Source organism: Pseudomonas sp. R11-23-07 (assembly GCF_003852295.1).
Classification (GTDB): domain Bacteria; phylum Pseudomonadota; class Gammaproteobacteria; order Pseudomonadales; family Pseudomonadaceae; genus Aquipseudomonas.
In genome coordinates, this window is the sequence record NZ_CP027761.1 from 5,135,576 (window position 1) to 5,156,705 (window position 21,130).

A 21,130-nucleotide genomic window follows, 5' to 3' on the forward strand; every position below is an offset into this window, starting at 1 on the left:
CACTGACGGTACATAAACCTGATTTGAGTATTACTGGCAATTCACTGGTCCACTGATAGCATCAAACTTAACTACTCATACCTTATGGTTAAGTTCGAATGCTGCCGCTGAGCTTACCGCTTTGCATGTCTGGCACCGCAGTTCTGTAAGCCCGACCAAGCCTGTAACATGCACACCCACTGCCCCCGCACTGGAGCTCCACCCTTGCCCGCCCTAGACGAAATCGACCGTCAACTGATCGCCGCCTTGCAGCTCAACGCCCGCGAAAGCGTGGCCATGCTTGCCCGGCAGTTGGGGATTGCGCGCACCACGGTGACTTCGCGCCTGGCGCGCCTTGAGAAGACTCAGGTGATTACCGGTTATGGCGTGCGCCTGGGCCAGCGCGTGGCGGATGGCGGGCTGCAGGCGTATGTGGGCATTACCGTGCAACCGCGTTCGGGCAAGGAAGTGCTGCGCCGGCTGAGCGCGATGGCTCAGGTGCAGCAGTTGTGCGCTGTGAGCGGTGAATTTGATTACGTGGCGTGGCTGCGGACCGAGTCGCCGGAGCAGCTTGATCAATTGCTGGATCAGATCGGCAGTGTCGAGGGTGTGGAAAAAACCACTACTTCAATCATTCTCAGTAACAAATTAGACCGTGGACAACCTATCTGACCAGTAACTTCGTCAGATTGACTGAAACTAGTGCAATCCGACGACACATTGCGTCTTATTAACGAGCGCAACGCTCCCTAAACTGGCTGCCATCTTTTCCTATACTCAACGGGCCCTGTCCCGCCGAGTCGTCAGTAAGGTCAGCCATGAGCATTCCGTCCAGCACCATCAGCAAGGCCAACCGACACCCCGCCAATGGTAAAAAGCCCATCACCATCTTCGGCCCGGATTTTCCGTTTGCCTTTGATGACTGGATCGAACACCCCGCTGGCCTGGGCAGTATTCCCGCCGCCCACCACGGCGCCGAAGTGGCGATTGTCGGCGCCGGTATTGCCGGGCTGGTGGCGGCCTACGAACTGATGAAGCTGGGCTTGAAGCCGGTGGTATACGAAGCGTCGAAGATGGGCGGTCGCCTGCGCTCACAAGCGTTTGAAGGCGCCGAAGGCATCATCGCCGAGCTGGGTGGGATGCGCTTTCCAGTGTCGTCCACGGCCTTCTATCACTATGTGGACAAGCTGGGCCTGGAAACCAAACCCTTTCCCAACCCGCTGACGCCGGCGTCTGGCAGTACCGTCATCGATCTGGAAGGCCAGACGCACTACGCGCAAAAACTCTCCGACCTGCCGGTGCTGTTCCAGGAGGTCGCGGACGCTTGGGCCGACGCGCTGGAAGCCGGTTCGCAGTTCGGCGATATCCAACAGGCGATCCGTGACCGCGACGTGCCGCGCCTCAAAGCGCTGTGGAATAAGCTGGTGCCGCTGTGGGACGACCGCACCTTCTACGACTTCGTCGCCACCTCAAAAGCCTTTGCCAAGCTGTCGTTTCATCATCGCGAAGTATTTGGCCAGGTCGGTTTCGGCACCGGCGGCTGGGACTCGGATTTCCCCAACTCGATGCTGGAAATCTTCCGCGTGGTTATGACCAACTGCGACGACCATCAGCACCTGGTCGTTGGCGGCGTGGCACAAGTGCCCATGGGCATTTGGCGTCACGTACCGGAGCGCTGCGCCCACTGGCCCGCCGGCACCAGCCTCAGCTCATTGCACAGGGGCGCGCCACGGGCCGGCGTGAAGCGCATTGCTCATGCCGCCGACGGCCGTTTCGCCGTTACCGACATCTACGGTGACACCCGCGAATACGCCGCCGTATTGACCACCTGCCAAAGCTGGCTGCTGACCACCCAGATCGAATGCGACGAAACCCTGTTCTCGCAAAAGATGTGGATGGCCCTCGACCGCACGCGCTACATGCAGTCATCGAAAACCTTTGTCATGGTCGACCGCCCGTTCTGGAAAGACAAAGACCCGGAAACCGGCCGCGACCTGATGAGCATGACCCTCACCGACCGCCTGACGCGCGGCACTTATCTTTTCGACAACGGCGACGACAAGCCTGGGGTGATTTGCCTGTCCTACTCGTGGATGAGCGACGCGCTGAAAATGCTGCCCCAGCCCATCGATAAGCGGGTCAAACTGGCACTCGACGCGCTGACGAAGATCTACCCGAAAGTCGACATCAAGGCGCGCATCATCGGCGACCCGATCACCGTGTCCTGGGAAGCCGACCCGCATTTCCTCGGGGCCTTCAAAGGTGCATTGCCCGGCCACTATCGGTATAACCAGCGGATGTATGCGCACTTCATGCAGAAGGACATGCCCGCCGAACAACGGGGGATTTTTATCGCCGGCGACGACGTTTCCTGGACCCCAGCCTGGGTGGAGGGCGCGGTACAAACCTCGCTGAACGCGGTGTGGGGCATCATGACTCACTTCGGCGGCAGCACCCACCCGGAAAACCCAGGGCCCGGCGATGTGTTTGACGAGATAGGGCCAATCGCCCTGCCCGAATAAGGAGCCTGACATGCGTGTCGCCCTGTACCAATGCCCGCCACTGCCGCTGGACGTGGCCGGTAATCTCAAGCGCCTGCAGCAACTGGCGCATGAAGCGTCGGGTGCCGATGTGCTGGTGCTGCCGGAAATGTTCCTGACGGGCTACAACATTGGCGCCGAAGCCACAGGCGCCTTGGCCGAGGCTCAGGATGGCGAGTCGGCACACATCATTGCTGAAATCGCGCAAAGTGCCGGGCTGGCGATTCTGTATGGTTACCCGGAGCGGGCCGAAGACGGCCAGATCTACAACGCCGTGCAGTTGATCGACGCCCACGGCAAACGCTTGTGCAACTACCGCAAGACTCACTTGTTTGGCGACCTCGACCACGCGATGTTCAGCGCTGGTGAGGATGACTTCCCGCTAGTGGAAGTGAACGGCTGGAAGCTGGGGTTCCTGATTTGCTACGACCTGGAGTTTCCGGAAAACACCCGGCGCCTGGCCCTGGCTGGTGCCGAATTGATCCTGGTACCGACTGCCAATATGGTGCCGTTCGACTTTGTTGCCGACGTCACCGTGCGGGCGCGGGCGTTCGAGAACCAATGTTTCGTGGCCTATGCCAATTACTGCGGGCACGAAGACGATATTCACTATTGCGGCCAAAGCAGCATTGCCGGGCCCGATGGCCAGCGCATCGCCCAGGCGGGCCTGGATGAAGCGTTGATTGTCGGCACGCTGGACCGGCAATCGATCCTCGATGCCCGCGCCGCCAATCATTACCTGCACGACCGTCGCCCCGAGCTTTACGGCGCGCTGCACAAGCCCTGATCCACCGGGTTTGCTAGCATAGGCGCTTCCCCCGCTTCGGAAGTGCCCATGCCTGCGTCGGTTCACGCTCAACCCCTGCACCTCACTCTGGCTAATGGCCTGCGCATTTGCCTGCGCCATGCACCGCGCTTGAAGCGTTGCGCGGCTGTTTTGCGCGTGGCTGCCGGCAGCCATGACGCGCCATTGGCATGGCCGGGGCTGGCGCATTTCCTTGAGCATTTGTTGTTTTTGGCAACCGAGCGTTTTCCGGCAGACGAAGGGTTAATGGCCTACGTGCAGCGTCATGGCGGGCAAGTGAATGCCAGCACTCGCGAGCGCGCTACCGAATTCTTTTTTGAGCTGCCGGTTCCGACCTTCGCCGATGGGCTCGTGCGGTTGGCCGACATGCTGACGCACCCTCGCCTGGCCCTCGATGACCAACTGCGCGAGCGCGAAGTGCTGCACGCCGAGTTCGTCGCCTGGTCGCAAGATGCCAAGGCGCAGCAACAGGTGGCCTTGCTGGAGGGGCTGGCCGCTGATCACCCGCTGCGCGGCTTTCATGCGGGCAATCGCGACACCCTGCCAGTGGAACGTGAGGCTTTTCAGCAGGCGTTGCGCGAATTTCATCGGCGCTTCTATCAAAGCGGGCAGATGACGTTGAGCCTTGCCGGCCCACAATCGCAGCAAGACCTGGAAGCGCTGGCGCAGCACTTCAGTGCGCAGCTGAACGGCGGCCCGCTGCATCCCCAGGCAGCGCCACCGGCGCTGATGGCTGGGCAAGCCAGGGGCTATCAACATGTTGCCGATCATCATCTGCATCAGGTCATCGCCTGTGACGCACCGCCTGAAGCGCTGGCATTTCTCTGTACCTGGCTCAACAGCCCGGCGCCGGGCGGCTTGCTCGCTGAACTCAAAGCGCGACACCTGGCGACTGCCTTGCACGCCTCGGTGCTGTACCACTTTGCCGGACAGGCTGTGCTGGACATCGACATACAAGGCGATGCGACGACACAGATCGAGGCGCTGCTGCACGACTGGCTGAGTTTTTTCGCACACAGCGACTGGACGCCCCTACGCGAAGAGTTCGCCTTGCTCACTGCTCGCCAACAGCAAGTCCAAAGCGCCCTGGGGCTGGCACGCAACGACCTCGAAGACGTATCGGACCAAAGCCTCGCAGCGCTCAAGGCCATGCTCGGCGCACTGCATCTGCCGCCCGCCAGGCATGAATGGCAGCTTCCACCGGCTAACCCGTTCCTTCGTCCCGCCGCTCAAGAAGAACGTGCCGGCTTGATTCGCGGCCAGACCAGCGCCCACCGAGGCTTGCGCACATTTGCCCAGGACCGCTCACGGGGCCGACGAGAAGCATCGGCGCTGACATTCAGCCAGGCATTGGCCAATGACACCGGTGAAGGCGCCCTGTACCTGCGCTGGCGATTTGAGGGCGCCGCGCCTGCTGGCCTGGACAGACTATTACAACCACTGCGCGACAGTGCCGGTCAAGCGGGCGTCGAGTTGGCTTTCGAAACCATCGCCAATGACTGGCAGGTAAAAATGCTCGGTTTCCACGAGCCCATGCCAGCCGTGCTTGAAGCGCTGACGCGCTGCTTGAGCACTGCCGCTGAACACTTGGCGCCTCCGCCCCCGGCACCGATGATTGCCATCCGCGAATTGCTCAAGGCATTACCCGCCTGCTGTACCGGCGTTCAGCCGACGTCCCAAGCGACGCCAGCACCGTGGGCCACCGCCCGCTGGCACGGGCTGGGTTCAGGGTTACCGGCAGCCTGTGAAGCGGCGATCAAGACCGCAGCAGCCCGCTTGCCTGGGCAGCCTGCGCCGTTGCAATACGAGCCTCAACCGCTCAAAGGTCAGTGCCGCTGGCATGAGGTCAACACCGCGTCCAGCGAAGCGGCGATGCTGTTGTTTTGCCCGACACCCACCCAAGCCCTGTCCGATGAAGCCGCCTGGCGCTTGCTCGGTCATCTGCTTCAGGGGCCGTTCTACCAGCGCTTGCGGGTCGAACTGCAAATCGGCTACGCCGTTTTCAGCGGCATCCGACAGGTCAATGGGCAAACCGGCTTGCTGTTCGGCGTGCAGTCCCCCAGCGCGTCCTTGGGTGAGATCGCCGAACAGGTGCAGACGTTCCTGGCACAACTGCCGTCGTTGATCGAGCGCAGCGCAGACATGGGCAACGAGGCCTTGGCGCAGCAATTCACTGCCCAATCCCTGCCGATGGCCCAAGCCGCCGACTTGCTATGGCACGCGCAATTGGCGGGCCACTCATCGGGTTACCTGGAGCGATTACAAGATTTGATACAAAGCTGCTCGCAGGACGATATGCGGCGCGCCGCGCAACAACTGAACGACGCCACAGGCGGCTGGCGCTGCATTGCCAATGGCCCGTGCATCGGGGGGCGCTGGCAGCCAGCAGGGTGATCATTGCCAACCGTGCAACAGGCTTTTTCTTTCGGGACAGCGCTAACTCGAAAAGAATTGCGTAATATTCACACGCAATATCTGAACATCTCCCATGGGAGGTGGACTATATGTACTACTTGGTAGTGAACATCCCGTCCCTTGATAGGAGTATGAATATGACCTGGTCCAAACCTGCTTACACTGATTTGCGCATCGGTTTCGAAGTCACCATGTACTTCGCCAGCCGTTAATCCGCTGGGTAATACAACGCCTCGGTTCGCCCGGGGCGTTTTTGTTTTGAGCTGTGCTTGATGGAGCGATCATGTTTGTCCAGATTCTAGGTTCCGCCGCCGGCGGCGGCTTCCCGCAGTGGAACTGCAACTGCGTGAATTGCGCAGGTTTTCGTGATGGTAGCCTGCGGGCCCAGGCGCGGACCCAGTCGTCCATTGCGATTTCCGATGATGGTGTGAATTGGGTACTGTGCAACGCATCGCCGGATATCCGCGCACAACTGCAAGGGTTTGCGCCGATGCAACCGGGCCGCGCCCTGCGTGACACCGGCATCAGCGCGATCATCCTGATGGACAGCCAGATCGACCACACCACCGGCCTGCTGAGCCTGCGCGAGGGTTGCCCGCACCAGGTGTGGTGCACCGACATGGTCCATGAAGACCTGAGCACCGGTTTCCCGCTGTTCACCATGCTCACTCACTGGAACGGCGGCCTGGCCTGGAACCGTATTGAGCTGGACGCCAGCTTCACTATCCCGGCCTGCCCCAACCTGCGCTTCACGCCACTGCCGCTGCGCAGCGCCGCCCCGCCGTATTCGCCGCACCGCTTCGACCCGCACCCGGGCGACAACATCGGCCTGATCGTCGAAGACCTGCGCACCGGTGGCAAACTGTTCTACGCCCCAGGCCTGGGCAAGGTCGACGCGCCGCTGCTGGACATCATGGCCGGCAGCGACTGCCTGCTGGTGGACGGCACGATGTGGGACGACGACGAAATGCAGCGCCGTGGCGTCGGCACCCGCACCGGCCGCGAAATGGGCCACTTGGCGCAAAACGGTCCTGGCGGCATGCTCGAAGTGCTGGAACAGTTGCCCGAGCAGCGCAAAGTGCTTATCCACATCAACAACACCAACCCGATCCTCGATGAAGACTCCCCCGAGCGAGCCGAGCTGGTGCGGCGTAATGTCGAAGTAGCCTACGACGGCATGAGCATCGAGTTGTAGGAGACTCATATGACTGATACACCGATGACCCCCGAAGCATTCGAACACGCCTTGCGCGCCAAAGGCGCCTTCTACCACATTCATCACCCGTATCACGTGGCGATGTACGAAGGCCGCGCCACCCGCGAGCAGATCCAGGGCTGGGTCGCCAACCGTTTCTATTATCAGGTGAACATTCCCCTCAAGGACGCAGCGATCCTGGCCAACTGCCCGGACCGTGAAATCCGCCGCGAATGGATCCAGCGCCTGCTCGACCACGATGGCGCGCCCGGAGAAGACGGCGGCATCGAAGCCTGGCTGCGCCTGGGCCAAGCCGTCGGTCTCGACCCGGACCAACTGCGCTCCCAGGAACTGGTATTGCCCGGCGTACGCTTTGCGGTAGACGCCTATGTCAACTTCGCCCGCCGCGCCAGTTGGCAAGAAGCCGCCAGCAGCTCCTTGACCGAACTGTTCGCGCCGCAGATCCACCAGTCGCGCCTCGACAGTTGGCCGCAGCATTATCCGTGGATCGACCCGGCCGGCTACGAATACTTCCGCACCCGCCTGGGCCAGGCCCGTCGCGATGTGGAACACGGGTTAGCGATCACCCTGCAGCACTACACCACCCGTGAAGGCCAGGAGCGCATGCTGGAAATTCTCCAGTTCAAACTGGACATCCTGTGGAGCATGCTTGACGCCATGAGCATGGCCTACGAACTGAACCGCCCGCCGTATCACAGCGTGACCGCGCAGCGGGTCTGGCATAAAGGGATCACCCTATGAGCTTTGATCGCAGCAGAAAACCGGCCTGGCGCCAAGGCTATCGCTACCAGTACGAACCCGCGCAAAAAGGCCATGTGTTGCTCTACCCCGAAGGCATGATCAAGCTCAACGACAGCGCCGCGCTGATTGGTGGCTTGATTGACGGTGAGCGCGACGTGGCCGCCATCATCGCCGAGCTGGACCGGCAATTTCCCGGCGTGCCGGAACTCGGTGATGACATCGAGCAATTCATGGAGGTCGCCCGTGCCGAGCACTGGATCACCCTTGCCTGAAAAACCCGCCATCGGCCTGCCGCTGTGGCTGCTCGCCGAGCTGACTTACCGCTGCCCGCTGCAGTGCCCGTACTGCTCCAACCCGCTGGATTTTGCCGAGCAGGGCAAGGAGCTGAGCACCGAGCAATGGATCAAGGTCTTTCGCGAGGCCCGCGAAATGGGCGCCGCGCAGCTCGGGTTTTCCGGCGGTGAACCGCTGGTGCGCCAGGACCTGGCCGAGCTGATCTTTGAAGCGCGCAAGCTGGGGTTCTACACCAACCTGATCACCTCAGGCATCGGCCTGACCGAACAGAAGATCAGCGATTTCAAAAAGGCCGGCCTGGACCATATCCAGATCAGCTTCCAGGCCAGCGACGAACAGGTCAACAACCTGCTGGCCGGCTCGAAAAAAGCCTTCGCGCAAAAGCTCGAAATGGCTCGGGCGGTGAAAGCCCACGGTTATCCGATGGTGCTGAACTTCGTCACCCATCGGCATAACATCGACAAGATCGACCGCATTATCGAGCTGTGCATCGCCCTCGAAGCGGACTTTGTCGAGCTTGCCACCTGCCAGTTCTACGGCTGGGCGCAGCTCAATCGCGTGGGGTTATTGCCGACCAGGGAACAACTGGTACGCGCCGAACGCATCACCAACGAATACCGCGCCAAGCTCGAAGCCGAAGGCCACCCGTGCAAGCTGATTTTCGTCACGCCGGATTACTACGAAGAACGCCCGAAAGCCTGCATGAATGGCTGGGGCAGTATTTTCCTGACCGTGACACCGGACGGTACTGCGCTGCCCTGTCATGGCGCCCGACAAATGCCGGTGCAGTTTCCCAATGTGCGCGACCACAGCATGCAACACATCTGGTACGACTCGTTCGGCTTCAACCGTTTTCGCGGTTACGACTGGATGCCCGAGCCGTGCCGATCATGCGATGAGAAGGAAAAGGACTTCGGCGGCTGCCGCTGCCAGGCCTTCATGCTCACGGGGGATGCAAGCAACGCCGACCCGGTGTGCAGCAAGTCCGAGCAGCACGGCATCATCCTTCAAGCGCGGGAAGAAGCCGAACATGCCACCCAGACCATCGAGCAACTGGCGTTTCGCAATGAGCGCAATTCGCGCCTCATCGCCAAAGGCTGAGGGCCTCAGCGCTTGGCGATGATGTACACCGCGTGAATGATGCCGGGGAAGTAACCGCACAGGGTCAGCAGGATATTCAGCCAGAACGCTCCGCCGAAGCCTACTTGCAGGAACACACCCAGTGGCGGCAGCAGAATGGCGATGATGATACGAATGATGTCCATGGGTCAGCTCCAGAAAATCGGCTCGTGTGAGCCGTGTAGCTAATCGACCTTGGCGCTTCGTGAGGGTTCAGTGGGTTCTGGCGTTGGGCCATCCTTTAATCAACAGACAAAAAAACGCCCCCAGCCAAAAGAATCAGGCTGGAGGCGCCGCGTATCCCGCGAGACGGTTCAGGAAGTCGAGGTCAGACAGCGATGCCCTTGCGACATTGTAGTTGAGCGGTCCGTACCCGAGAGAAAGCGCGGGCAAGGCGCAGAAGCATTTCGTCGATGTGGTTTTTGCTGACATTCAGGGCGGGGGTAAAGCGCAGACAATCAGGCTGCGTAGCGGTGAGGATCAGACCTTCGTGCAGCGCGGCTTTTACCACCGCAGTCGCAGAATCGTCCGACAGTGTGAGGCCCCATAGCAGACCGTTGCCGCGCAACTGTCCATGCTCATAACGGTGGGCCAGGCGCGCGAGGCCTTCTGCCAGGTACTGACCGGATTCGCGTACATGTTCGAGAAAGCCGCTGGCCAACACGGCATCGAGTACCGCACTACCCGCTGACGCCATCAGCGCATTGCCGTGATGCGTACCATCCAGCTCGCCCACTTCGAAACAACAGGCTGTGCCGCGCGCCAGCAATGCCGCGAGGGGCACGCCACCGCCCAGGCCTTTGCCGAGGGTAATGATGTCGGCGCGCACGCCGTATTGCTGTTCGGCGAGCAAGCTGGCGCAGCGGCCGATGCCGGTTTGCACTTCGTCAAGAATCAGCAGGATCCCCAGCTCGCGGCACAGGCGTTCGACGCCTTTGAGGTAGTGTTCGGTCGCGGGAATGACACCCGCGGCGCTCTGGATTGGCTCCAGCATGATGGCGACGGTGTGCGCATCGACGGCGGCATGCAGCGCCGGCAGATCGTTGAACGGCACATGACTGAAGCCCGGCAATGACGGTTCGAAACGGTTTTCGCAGGCAACTGCCGAAGCCGATAATGTTGCCAGGCTACGACCATGGCAGCCGTTGCTCGCCGTGATGATGTGGTAAGCGCCGCCGCGATGCAGTTGGCCCCATTTGCGCGCCAGCCTGATGGCGGCTTCACAGGCCTCCGCGCCGCTGTTGAGCAGGTACGCTTGATCGCTGCCGGTGTGATGGCACAGCCGGTCCACCAGGTCGAGCTGAGCCCGGTTGTGCAAGCCGAGGCCAGGGTTGATCACGCTCTGCATCTGTTCGGCAATCGCGTCGCGCACGGCTTGTGGGCTGTGACCGAGGCTATTGGCGCCGCTGCCTTGGCTGAAATCCAAGTAGGCACGGCCGTCGCTGTCCGACAGCCAGACGCCTTGACCCTGGACGAATACCTCAGCGGGGCGCGCAGCAGTGGGCATCAGGCATTGGTTGGAAAAATCACGACGCGCAGCAGCAAGCACCAGGTCGTCAAGGCTTGGCACTGGGCGCCGAAACAGGTTCACAGTTCACCCCCGTTAGCAACTGGGCCTTGGTAGACACCGGCTACCATCAGTGTGTTGAGGTGTTTTGCCTTGCCTATGTAAACGTCATTACCAAAAACGTTATTCATTGCCCGATCCGGCCCTGTAAGCCCTGCGAATAGGCGCTAGACTAGGCGTCTCAAGGGCCCACGGCCATTTCGATTTTCCAGCTTTTTCGATAAGCAAATCTTATGGATTTCAAGCAACTGCGTTATTTCGTCGCGGTGTATGAAGAAGGCCATGTAGGCCGTGCCGCCGAGCGTCTGTCGATTTCCCAACCGGCCTTGTCGCAGCAGGTTCGCTAACTGGAACAGAACCTGGACGTGAGCCTGTTCGAGCGCAGCAGCAAGCGCCTGCTCCCTACGCTGGCGGCACACACGTTGTACAACCATGCCTTGCCCCTGATCGACGGCATGCAGCAAGCGGTGGAGGCGTTGCGCAACTTCAAAGGCCAGGCGATGCGCACCTTGGCCATCGGCGTGCTGCAAACCGTGCACACCAGCCTGGTGCCGCAGATGCTCGAGCGGGTGCGCAAGGCCCAACCCCACCTGGTGGTGCAGATCTACGAATTGACCGGGCTGGAAATCGAGCGGCGGCTGCTCAACGGCTCGCTGGACATCGGTATCAGCTACCTGCCACCGCGCCAGCCCGGCCTGCATGGCGTGTTGTTGTATGAAGATGAATTGAAGGTGGTCATCCCTGAGCACCATCCCTTGCGGGAATTCAAGAAGGTCTCGCTGAAACAGGCAGCCGAGTTGCCAATGTTGCTATTGGGCGAGGAATTTCAGGTGCGCCAGATCTGGCAGGCCCAGTTGGCCAACCTGGGCCGGCGCCCGCAGGTGCAGGCGGAGCTCAATACCATGGTGGGGATTCTCGACAGCTTGCCCCACACCCAGTTGGCCACTGTGCTACCGGGGCGCTCACAGGACGAACACAACAGCCAGTCGCTGCTGTGGAAACCCTTGAGCGAACCCAGGGTGCCGTTGAAAGTCGGATTGGTGTGCCGTGACGTGCAGCGCCAGCAAGCGACGGTGGCATTGCTGCGCACGTTGCTGGAAGACGTGATGAATGCCCCGCAGGCAGGCGCCTGACTTTTTCGCGGGCAAAAGAAAACCCCGCCGAAGCGGGGCTTTGCAGACTGTTTCCCTGACATCCATTTCACTCCGCCATCCTGGCAGAATCCTACGTGTCCGTGTTGTTGCTTTGCGCTTCCTGCGCGACGTCCATGTGAAGTAGATTATCCGTGGATCCAATATGGCGATAGAGGACGATTAGCAGCACGTCATGTAAGAGAATGCTTACATGCGCGCCTCGCCCCTTAGAACAGCGCTTCATCCATCAGGAACAGCGATTCGCTACCGGCTTTTACCGACGCACTCAACGAGTGAATGCGTGGCAACAGGCGCGCAAAGTAGAAGCGCGCAGTGCCCAGCTTGCTGGCATAGAAATCCTCTTCGGCCTCTTTGCCCAACGCAGCCTTGGCCATGCGCGCCCACATATAGGCGTACGCCATGTAACCGAACGCATGCAGGTATTCCACCGAGGCTGCGCCGATTTCATTCGGGTTGGTTTTGGCACGGTCCAGCACCCAGGCGGTCAGTTCATCGAGGTTATCCACTGCCGCGCCGAGCGGCCGGGTGAACTCGCCCAATGCCTCGCCCGCAGTGGCGATGAACTGACGGATCTCATCGGCGAACAAGGTGTAGAACGCGCCACCGCTGCCGACAATCTTGCGCCCCATCAAATCCAGCGCCTGGATGCCATTGGTGCCTTCGTAGATCTGGGTGATGCGCACATCACGCACCAACTGCTCCTGGCCCCACTCGCGAATGTAGCCGTGGCCACCAAATACTTGCTGGCCGAGCACGGTGGTTTCCAGGCCCAAGTCCGTGAGGAATGCCTTGGCGACCGGCGTCAGCAGCGCCACCAGGTTGTCGGCGCGCTCGCGGGCGGCGGCGTCTTCGCTGAACTTGGCGATGTCCAGTTGCGTCGCGACGTAGGTGGAGAACGCACGGCCGCCTTCGTTCGCCGCCTTCATGGTCAGCAGCATGCGGCGCACGTCCGGGTGCACGATGATCGGGTCGGCGGGTTTTTCCGGGGCCTTGGCGCCCAACGGGGAGCGGCTCTGCAGCCGGTCGCGGGCATATTCAATCGCGTTCTGGTAGGAGCGCTCGCCGGATGCCAGGCCCTGGATGCCCACCCCCAGACGCTCGTAGTTCATCATGGTGAACATCGCCGCCAAGCCACGGTTAGGCTCACCGACCAGGTAACCCACCGCTTCGTCGAAGTTCATCACGCACGTCGCGGAGGCCTGGATGCCCATCTTGTGTTCGATCGAACCGCAGTTCACCGGATTGCGTGCGCCGAGGCTGCCGTCGGCGTTCACCATGAACTTCGGCACCAGGAACAGCGAGATGCCTTTGGGGCCCGCCGGTGCATCCGGCAGTTTGGCCAGCACCAGGTGGATGATGTTTTCGGTCAGGTCGTGTTCGCCGCCGGTAATGAAAATCTTGGTGCCGCTGACTTTGTAGGAACCGTCCGCTTGGGGCTCGGCCTTGGTGCGAATCATGCCCAGGTCAGTGCCGGCATGGGCTTCGGTCAGGCACATGGAACCGGCCCACTCGCCGGAATACATCTTCGGCAGGTAGATTGCCTTGAGTTCCTCGCTGGCGTGGGTATTGATCGACACGCAAGCGCCCGAGGTCAACATCGGGTACAGGCCGAAAGCCAGGCTGGACGAGTTGATCATCTCTTCGACCTGTGCCGACACCGCCTTGGGCATGCCCATGCCGCCGTACACCGGGTCGCCACCCACACCGACCCAGCCGCCTTCGGCGTAAGTCGCGTAGGCCTGGGGGAAACCGTCCGGCGTAGTGACCGCACCGTTCGTCCAGTGGCAGCCTTGCTCATCGCCGCCACGGCTTAACGGTGCGATGGATTTGGCGGTGACCTTGCCGGCTTCTTCGAGGATCGCTTCAACGGTTTCGGCGTCAACCGTGTCGGCCAGGGCAGGCAATTGGGCCCACGTCGTGGCGACTTCAAAAACTTCGTTGAGGACGAAGCGCATATCACGCAACGGCGCTTTGTAATCAGCCATGGCAAACCTCGTGAGAAGGTGAAAAGTGATTCGATAGGATCGGTTTTACAGACTCCGAGTGTACCCGAACAACTTTTCAGACACATAGGGTCCGTTCGTGACTAATAAGTATTTATAAGTCACGACGACCCCGTTCGGCCTATAGGGAAAACGCCTGGGCTGGTAAGCTCATCAGGCATTCGCTGCCCGCCTCCACGGCGGCCCGGTGCATGGCGGTGCGCGGCAACAGACGCTTGAAATAAAAGTCGCAGGTCGCAGTTTTGCCCTGGGCAAATCCTGGCTCATCGTGCGCCTGCGCCGCGATCGCCATGCGCAACCACAGGTAGGCGAGGATGATGTAACCGCTGTACATCAGGTAATCCATGGCCGCCGCGCCTACTTCGTCAGGATTTTTCGTCGCTGCCGTGCCGACCTTCAGGGTCAGCTCACCCCATTGCTGATTCAACTGGTTGAGCTGTTCTACAGCGGCCTTGAATTGCGCATGCTCGGCATTGGCGAGGCAGAACTTATGCACAATTCTGGTAAAGCCGCGCAGCAACTTGCCCTGGCTGCCCAGCACCTTGCGCCCCAGCAGGTCGAGGGCCTGGATACCGTTGGTGCCTTCATAGATCGGCGCAATCCGTGCATCCCGGGCCAATTGCTCCATGCCCCACTCGCGAATGTAGCCATGGCCGCCGAATACCTGCATACCGTGGTTGGTCACCTCCAGCCCGGTTTCGGTCATGAAGGCTTTGCAGATCGGCGTGAGGAAGGCCAACAGGTCCTCAGCCTCCTGGCGCTGGCCGGCGTCGTCGCTCAGGTGCGCCGTGTCGAGCAACTGGGCGGTGAAGTAGGTCAGCGCGCGATTACCTTCGTTGAAGGCTTTCATGGTCAGCAGCATGCGGCGGACGTCGGCATGCACGATGATCGGGTCGGCGGCTTTCTCCGGGGCCTTGGCGCCGGTCAACGAGCGCATTTGCAGGCGGTCGTTGGCGTATTTGATCGCGCCCTGGAAGCTCGCCTCGCCATTGCACAAGCCCTGCATGCCGGTGCCCAGGCGCGCGTGGTTCATCATGGTGAACATGCAGTTGAGGCCTTTGTTCGCCTCACCAATCAGGAAGCCCTTGGCGCCGTCGAAGTTCAGCACGCAGGTGGCCGAGGCCTTGATGCCCATTTTGTGCTCGATGGAGCCGCAGTGCACCGCGTTGCGTTCACCGGAATCGGCATGGAACTTGGGCACGATAAACAACGAGATGCCTTTGGTGCCCGCCGGTGCATCCGGCAGTTTGGCCAGCACCAGATGGATGATGTTGGCACTCATGTCGTGCTCGCCGGCCGAGATGAAGATCTTGCTGCCGGTGACCGCGTAACTGCCGTCGGCCTGAGGTACGGCGCGGGTCTTGATCAAGCCCAGGTCGGTGCCGCAGTGGGCTTCGGTCAGGCACATGGTGCCGGTCCATTCGCCAGCGGTGAGCTTGTGCAGGTAAGTGGCTTTCTGTTCCTCGGTGCCGTGGGCGTGGATTGCTGACATTGCACCGTGGGTCAGGCCTGGGTACATGCCCCAGGACGTGTTGCTGGAGCCGATCATCTCGCTCAGCACCAGCCCCAGTGACTGCGGCAAGCCTTGGCCGCCGTAGGCCGGGTCGGCCGCCAAGCCGTGCCAGCCACCTTCCGCGTACTGGGCGAAGGCTTCCTTGAAGCCCTTGGGCGTGGTCACCGCCCCCTGATCGAAATGGCAGCCCTCTTCATCGCCGCTGCGATTGAGCGGCGCGAGTACGTTCTCGCAGAACTTCGCACCCTCTTCGAGAATTGCATTGACCATGTCGGGGCTGGCGTCCGTCGCACCCAGGGCCGCGTAGTGGCCGTGGAAGTCGAACACGTTGTCGATCAGAAAGCGCATGTCGCGCAGGGGAGCTTTGTATTCAGGCATGGCAATGTCTCCGGCGGCAGATAGTTCAAGCTACTGCCGGCCAACGCCTCGAACAATCACTGTAGCGCTGCTGAATACAGCACCATTACTCAACCGGCAGCACGCTCCATACGCACCGCACCGCGACGGTTCTGCCCGGCTGCGATCACACAATTGCGCCCGGCGCCCTTGGCGGCATACAGCGCCTGGTCGGCGGATTTGAGCACTTCTTCAGGGCTGCGCTGCTCGGCCTGGCGCTCGGCCACGCCGATGCTGACGGTCACCGACACACTCGAGGCGCCGCTGCCGGCTCGACGCTGGCGGCCTTGATGGTCGTCAGGGGGTCGGTCCGGGTTGCGCAATTTGATCGCATAGTTGGCGATGATCTCGCGGATTTCCTCCAGGTGCGGCAGGCATTCATCCAGGGTCTTGCCGGCGAACACCACGGCAAACTCTTCCCCGCCGTAACGATAGGCGCGCCCGCCGCCGTTGACCTTGGACAGCTTGCTGGCCACCAGGCGCAACACCTGGTCACCCACGTCATGGCCATGGGTGTCGTTGAAACGCTTGAAGTGGTCGACGTCGCCCATCGCCAGCACGTAGTTGCGGCCCAGCCGCTGCATGCGCTCGTTAAGGGCGCGGCGCCCCGGCAAGCCGGTCAGCTCATCGCGAAACGCCATTTGATACGCCTCGTGCGCCACACCGGCAGCGATCATCAGCATGACCTGGCTGCACATGATGTTGAGGGTAAACGGCAGGATGAAGGTTTGCGGCAGCATCCAGAACATCCCCAGCAACCCCACCAACTGCGCGGCATGCAGCGGGCGCGGCTGATACCAGTACTGGGCGGCCAGGGTGAGAAAGCCGATCAGAAACATCGGGTATGACAGCTGGATCAGGCTCATCCAGGCGCCATGCAGCGCCGGCCAGCGAATTTCAGCCAACCAGTCCAGCACGCCCTGGGGATAACTTTGCTCCAGCGCCAGCGCCACGCTGCCGACGGCCAGCAACACCGCGCAGCGTGCGACGAAGTCGCGAAACAAGTGGGTCTTTTCCTGCCACAGCGCATACACGCTGAACAGCAAGGGCAGCAGCAGGCAGCACAGGTGAAACACCACGGCGGCGTCTTCGCGCACGCGGCCATTATCGCGGTAGAAATCGGTCTGGGTGTCGAGCAGGAAATACGCGACATACACCGTGATCATCAGGAACAGCTCACGCTGGCGCCGATAAACCGCGCAGTACGCACCGCCGAGCAACAGCACCAAGGTGGGCAGCACGTTGAACAGCGAGGTGAAGAAGACGTTGAGGTCTTTGAGATACGCAGCCGAGAGCCCGGCCAGCAACAGCAACAACGAGGGCAGGAAATGGCTGAACCGTACGGCAGACACGCGTGACAAGGGTAAAACTCCGACCCGCAAAAAGTGATGGCATAGTGCCTCTGCGGGACCAGTTAAACACAACTCGTCCGACATGTATCACATTGCCATCACTGTAACGGCACGGTCCGGTAATCCCTTAATGCAAGGGTGCAATTTTTATAGTCGACAGTGACCGAATGTGGGAGGGGGCTTGCTCCCGATAGCGGTGTATCAGTCAACCCCTTTGTAGCTGACCCACCGCTATCGGGAGCAAGCTGTTCTGGTCAAGTTTTTCCGGACACCGATTACGGTGATCAAGCCGCCTTCTGCTCCATGGCTATTGGCGACAGGTAGTTGTTGTAGCTGTGGAGCCTGATTCGGTTGTATCGCATGAAGAAGCTGGTCATATCCTGCTTGGCTTCTTCAACTGTCATATAGCCCTTGGTGGGCACCCACTCTGATTTGAGCGTCCCGAAGAAACGCTCTGTTGGTGCATTGTCCCAGCACTGCCCTCTGCGGCTCATGCTTTGGGTTATCCCATACTCCAGCAACGCGGACTGAAAGAGCTGGCTGGTGTATTGGCAGCCTTGATCCGAATGAAACATCAAGCCTGCATGTTTGCCTCGAACCTCCACCGCCATTCTCAGCGCCTTGCTAACCAGGTTGGCGTCATTGATCAGAGAAAACGCCCAGCCAACGATTCGGCGGGCGAACAGATCAATGACCACTGCCAAGTGATACCAGCGTTTCCCAACCATTAGGCTGGTAACGTCGCCGCACCAGACTTGATTAATTGCGGTTGGCTCGAAGTTACGCTCAAGCAGGTTCTTGGCCACAAATGCTTCAACGCCTCTAGAGCGATATTGATGGCGGCGGCGCTGTCTGCTGGCCAGATTTGCCTCCGCCATGAGTTTTCCGGCCAGATGCCGACCTACCTTGATCTGCTGGGCCTTCAAGTGCTGAGAGATCATCCGTGCACCTGCACTTCCCCGGCTTTCGTCATGCAGTTGCACGACTTTTGCTCTAAGCGCGTCACGCTTGGTATTCGGCTCTGAGCGACGCTTAAGCCAGTCATAAAGCGCGCTGCGGGAAACGTTCAGCGCACTACAAAGAAGGCGGGTCGGATATGAGCTCGACTCTCTCAGCTCCTCGATCAGGAAAAACGATCGGGATCCGACATCAAGAGAGCCGTAGCTTTTTTTAAGATTTCAGCCTCGGTCTCCAGGCGCTTGACCTTGGCTCGCAGCTGTTGAAGCTCTCGCTGTTCGTCGCTGATTGCCTTGGTACCTGCCACTGGCTGCCCTTTCTGACGCTCTTTGCGAACCTGATCAATCCAACGGCGCAGAGCCGTAGGCCCAACGCTCATCGACGCGCAGACGTCAGGAACTGAGCAGTTATCATCAAGAACCATACTTGCAGCACGTTGCTTGAACTCGCGGGTGTAGGTCTTTCGTTCTTGCATGGAACCTCCTGATTGGGCGAATCATATCGCCCTTAAGAGGTGTCCGGGATCATTAGGCCAGTTCAAGCCCCCTCCCACAGGGGATCGGCTAGTGGCATTACAACCGGCGAAAAAAAAACCGCCCCCCCTAAGGGCGGCGGTTTCGGAAGATCCCGGTGCGGCTTAGTAAGCCAGGCCGAAGTCTTCTTCTTTCATGTCCATCAGGTTGCTCGCGCCCGACAGCATGGTTGCCACGTGGGTGCGGGTGCGCGGCAGGATGCGCTGGAAGTAGAAGCGCGCGGTCTGCAGCTTGGCGGTGTAGAACGCCTCTTCGGTGGTGCCGGCGGCCAGTTTTTCAGCGGCCAGGCGGGCCATGTCGGCCCAGAAGTAAGCCAGGCACGCGTAACCGGAGTACATCAGGTAGTCCACCGAGGCGGCACCGACTTCTTCACGGTCTTTCATCGCGGCCATGCCGACCTTCATGGTCAACTCGCCCCACTCTTTGTTCAGCGCCGCCAGCGGTGTAACGAACTCTTTGACCGCTTCATTGCCTTCGTTGGCCTGGCAGAACTTGTGGACGATCTTGGTGAAGCCCTTCAGCGCTTCGCCTTGGGTCATCAGCACTTTACGACCGAGCAGGTCCAGCGCCTGAATGCCGGTGGTGCCTTCGTACAGCATCGAAATACGGCTGTCGCGAACGTTCTGCTCCATGCCCCACTCAGCGATGAACCCGTGGCCGCCGTAGATCTGTACGCCGTGGTTGGCGGACTCGAAACCGACTTCGGTCATGAACGCCTTGGCGATTGGGGTCATGAAGGCCAGCAGGCCATCGGCCTGTTTCTTGGCTTCGTCATCGGTGCCGTACTTGACGATATCCACTTGCTTGGCGGTGAAGTACACCATCGCACGGTTGCCTTCGGCGAAGGCTTTCATGGTCAGCAGCATGCGGCGCACGTCGGGGTGCACGATGATCGGGTCGGCGGCTTTTTCCGGCGCTTTCGGGCCGGTCAGGGAGCGCATCTGCAAGCGATCACGCGCATATTTGAGGCCGCCCTGGAAGCCGATTTCGGCGTGGGCCAGGCCTTGCAGCGCAGTCCCCAGACGCGCGGTGTTCATAAAGGTGAACATGCAGTTCAGGCCTTTGTTCGCCGGGCCGATCAGGTAACCGGTAGCCGCGTCGAAGTTCATCACGCAGGTGGCGTTGCCGTGGATACCCATCTTGTGCTCCAGGGAGCCACAGGTCACCGCGTTGCGCTCGCCCACCGAACCATCGGCGTTGGGCAGGAACTTGGGCACGATGAACAACGAGATACCTTTGGTGCCAGCCGGTGCATCCGGCAGGCGCGCCAGGACGATGTGGACGATGTTGTCGGCCATGTCGTGTTCACCGGCCGAGATGAAGATCTTGGTGCCGGAGACTTTGTAGGAACCGTCGGCCTGGGGTTCGGCCTTGGTGCGCAGCATGCCCAGGTCGGTGCCGCAGTGCGGTTCGGTCAGGCACATGGTGCCGGTCCACTCGCCCGAGACCAGTTTGGTCAGGTAGGCGTCTTGCTGCTCGGGCGTGCCATGCTCGGAAATGGTGTTCATAGCGCCATGGGACAGGCCTGGGTACATGCCCCACGACCAGTTGGCTTCGCCGACCATTTCACTCACTGCAAGGCCCAGGGACTCGGGCAGGCCTTGACCGCCGTGTGCCACGTCGTGAGCCAGGCTTGGCCAGCCGCCTTCGACGAACTGTTTGTAGGCTTCTTTGAAACCTGCTGGGGTTTTAACGCCTGACTCGCTCCAGGTACACCCTTCGATGTCACCCACGCGGTTCAGCGGTGCCAGCACTTGCTCACAGAACTTGGCGCCTTCTTCCAGAATGGCGTCGACCATGTCCGGGGTAGCGTCCTGGCAAGCCGGCAGGCTCTGATAGTGCGCTTCATAGCCGAGCAGTTCGTCACGAACGAAGCGAATATCACGCAAGGGGGCCTTGTAGTCAGGCATAGCGATAAACCTCTGCTGATGTATCTGGGATGAACAACCGCGTGGGTGTGTGATGGCGGTCAAACAGGTGTTTGAAACATACGTTTACGACCTGGGGTTGTCAAGCGTCGGCCCGATGCCGTTTGTCTTGATGCGCGTCAATGGCGCGCACGGCGAAGCCCGTGGCGGATTGCCGCTTCACAAATGAGTACAGGGATTGATCAGGAGTAAGCAGGGAAAAATGTGGGAGGGGGCTTGCCCCCGATAGCGGAGTATCAGTCAGTATATTTTTGACTGACCCATCGCCATCGGGGGCAAGCCCCCTCCCACATTTTGAATTGCATAAGGCAGAAGGGTCAGGCGTAAGTATCGATCAACGTACCGAGCATTTCGTCCGAAGCCTTGGCGACTTTCGCCCCCAGCTCCACTTGAAACTTGCCCTGAGCCATTTCGACCATATTGCTCGCCGAATTGGATGCCTGGGCACGATCATTGGCCTGCAGACGGTCGCTTTGCGCGGCCGATGGCTGGGTGGTCGCGGCGCTGGCAATGTTGCCGGCGGCCTGGTCGACACGGCTCTGCCCGGCCTGAATGGTGCTCAGGCCCGAATAAAACGCGCTGCTTCCAGAGATTTCCATGGCGCAAGCCTGCCTTTAG

The 21,130-nt window shown here is 60.5% G+C and carries 18 protein-coding genes and 1 pseudogene; 10 read left to right on the top strand and 9 right to left on the bottom strand.

Features of this window, described 5'->3' with window-relative positions; translation table 11 throughout:
- The first annotated feature begins 204 nt into the window (after nt 1-204).
- From C4J84_RS23580 to pqqE, 9 genes are all read left to right on the top strand, one after another.
- Entirely contained in the window at nt 205-651 is a 447-nt protein-coding gene (locus C4J84_RS23580; RefSeq protein ID WP_124364663.1) for an Lrp/AsnC family transcriptional regulator, read from the top strand.
- Nucleotides 652-818: 167 nt separating this feature from the next.
- A complete protein-coding gene (locus C4J84_RS23585; RefSeq protein WP_124436351.1) occupies nt 819-2,501 on the top strand; it encodes an NAD(P)/FAD-dependent oxidoreductase in 1,683 nt (560 codons plus the stop codon).
- 10 nt (nt 2,502-2,511) lie between these two features.
- On the top strand, nt 2,512-3,306 hold the full coding sequence (locus C4J84_RS23590) for a carbon-nitrogen hydrolase family protein (protein ID WP_124436170.1): 795 nt from the start codon (nt 2,512-2,514) through the stop codon (nt 3,304-3,306).
- Between the two features lie 48 nt (nt 3,307-3,354).
- Nucleotides 3,355-5,718, top strand: a complete 2,364-nt coding sequence (pqqF, locus tag C4J84_RS23595; RefSeq protein WP_124436171.1) for a pyrroloquinoline quinone biosynthesis protein PqqF — start codon at nt 3,355-3,357, stop codon at nt 5,716-5,718.
- A 158-nt stretch (nt 5,719-5,876) separates the two neighbouring features.
- Nucleotides 5,877-5,951, top strand: a complete 75-nt coding sequence (gene pqqA, locus C4J84_RS23600) for a pyrroloquinoline quinone precursor peptide PqqA (protein WP_003194766.1) — start codon at nt 5,877-5,879, stop codon at nt 5,949-5,951.
- 71 nt (nt 5,952-6,022) lie between these two features.
- Nucleotides 6,023-6,934 carry a pyrroloquinoline quinone biosynthesis protein PqqB gene (pqqB, locus tag C4J84_RS23605; protein ID WP_078739427.1) on the top strand — a complete coding sequence of 304 codons (912 nt, stop codon included), beginning with the start codon at nt 6,023-6,025 and terminating at the stop codon, nt 6,932-6,934.
- 9 nt (nt 6,935-6,943) lie between these two features.
- Nucleotides 6,944-7,696, top strand: coding sequence for a pyrroloquinoline-quinone synthase PqqC (gene pqqC / locus C4J84_RS23610; protein WP_124368575.1), 753 nt, complete (start codon nt 6,944-6,946; stop codon nt 7,694-7,696).
- The gene (gene pqqD, locus C4J84_RS23615; protein WP_124368576.1) at nt 7,693-7,968 is read left to right on the top strand and encodes a pyrroloquinoline quinone biosynthesis peptide chaperone PqqD; all 276 of its coding nucleotides are present in this window, start codon (nt 7,693-7,695) and stop codon (nt 7,966-7,968) included. Before pqqC ends, pqqD begins: the two co-directional genes overlap by 4 nt.
- Entirely contained in the window at nt 7,910-9,091 is a 1,182-nt protein-coding gene (gene pqqE, locus C4J84_RS23620) for a pyrroloquinoline quinone biosynthesis protein PqqE (protein WP_124364668.1), read from the top strand. Before pqqD ends, pqqE begins: the two co-directional genes overlap by 59 nt.
- Before the next feature lie 5 nt (nt 9,092-9,096).
- Here the strand turns inward: pqqE and C4J84_RS23625 are convergent, their stop codons facing one another.
- On the bottom strand, nt 9,097-9,255 hold the full coding sequence (locus C4J84_RS23625; protein WP_003194776.1) for a YqaE/Pmp3 family membrane protein: 159 nt from the start codon (nt 9,253-9,255) through the stop codon (nt 9,097-9,099).
- A 182-nt stretch (nt 9,256-9,437) separates the two neighbouring features.
- A complete protein-coding gene (locus C4J84_RS23630) occupies nt 9,438-10,700 on the bottom strand; it encodes an aspartate aminotransferase family protein (RefSeq protein WP_124436172.1) in 1,263 nt (420 codons plus the stop codon).
- 209 nt (nt 10,701-10,909) lie between these two features.
- On the opposite strand from C4J84_RS23630, the pseudogene C4J84_RS23635 reads away from it, so the two are divergent.
- A pseudogene (locus C4J84_RS23635) lies at nt 10,910-11,809 on the top strand (LysR family transcriptional regulator).
- Between the two features lie 227 nt (nt 11,810-12,036).
- Here C4J84_RS23635 and C4J84_RS23640 read toward each other — a convergent pair.
- From C4J84_RS23640 to C4J84_RS23665, 7 genes are all read right to left on the bottom strand, one after another.
- On the bottom strand, nt 12,037-13,815 hold the full coding sequence (locus tag C4J84_RS23640; RefSeq protein WP_124436173.1) for an acyl-CoA dehydrogenase C-terminal domain-containing protein: 1,779 nt from the start codon (nt 13,813-13,815) through the stop codon (nt 12,037-12,039).
- Nucleotides 13,816-13,954: 139 nt separating this feature from the next.
- Complete coding sequence (locus C4J84_RS23645; protein WP_124436174.1) at nt 13,955-15,724, bottom strand: acyl-CoA dehydrogenase C-terminal domain-containing protein; 1,770 nt, start codon at nt 15,722-15,724, stop codon at nt 13,955-13,957.
- Between the two features lie 89 nt (nt 15,725-15,813).
- Nucleotides 15,814-17,103 (bottom strand): diguanylate cyclase, encoded by a 1,290-nt coding sequence (locus tag C4J84_RS23650; RefSeq protein WP_124372065.1) that lies wholly within the window; start codon nt 17,101-17,103, stop codon nt 15,814-15,816.
- Between the two features lie 275 nt (nt 17,104-17,378).
- The gene (locus C4J84_RS23655; protein WP_305955299.1) at nt 17,379-18,221 is read right to left on the bottom strand and encodes an IS3 family transposase; all 843 of its coding nucleotides are present in this window, start codon (nt 18,219-18,221) and stop codon (nt 17,379-17,381) included.
- Nucleotides 18,218-18,526 (bottom strand): transposase, encoded by a 309-nt coding sequence (locus C4J84_RS26550; RefSeq protein WP_256660109.1) that lies wholly within the window; start codon nt 18,524-18,526, stop codon nt 18,218-18,220. Before C4J84_RS26550 ends, C4J84_RS23655 begins: the two co-directional genes overlap by 4 nt.
- A 162-nt stretch (nt 18,527-18,688) precedes the next feature.
- Nucleotides 18,689-20,494 carry a phenylacyl-CoA dehydrogenase gene (locus C4J84_RS23660; protein WP_124372066.1) on the bottom strand — a complete coding sequence of 602 codons (1,806 nt, stop codon included), beginning with the start codon at nt 20,492-20,494 and terminating at the stop codon, nt 18,689-18,691.
- Nucleotides 20,495-20,829: 335 nt separating this feature from the next.
- A complete protein-coding gene (locus C4J84_RS23665; protein ID WP_124364675.1) occupies nt 20,830-21,111 on the bottom strand; it encodes a pyrroloquinoline quinone biosynthesis protein PqqE in 282 nt (93 codons plus the stop codon).
- Nucleotides 21,112-21,130: the final 19 nt, after the last annotated feature.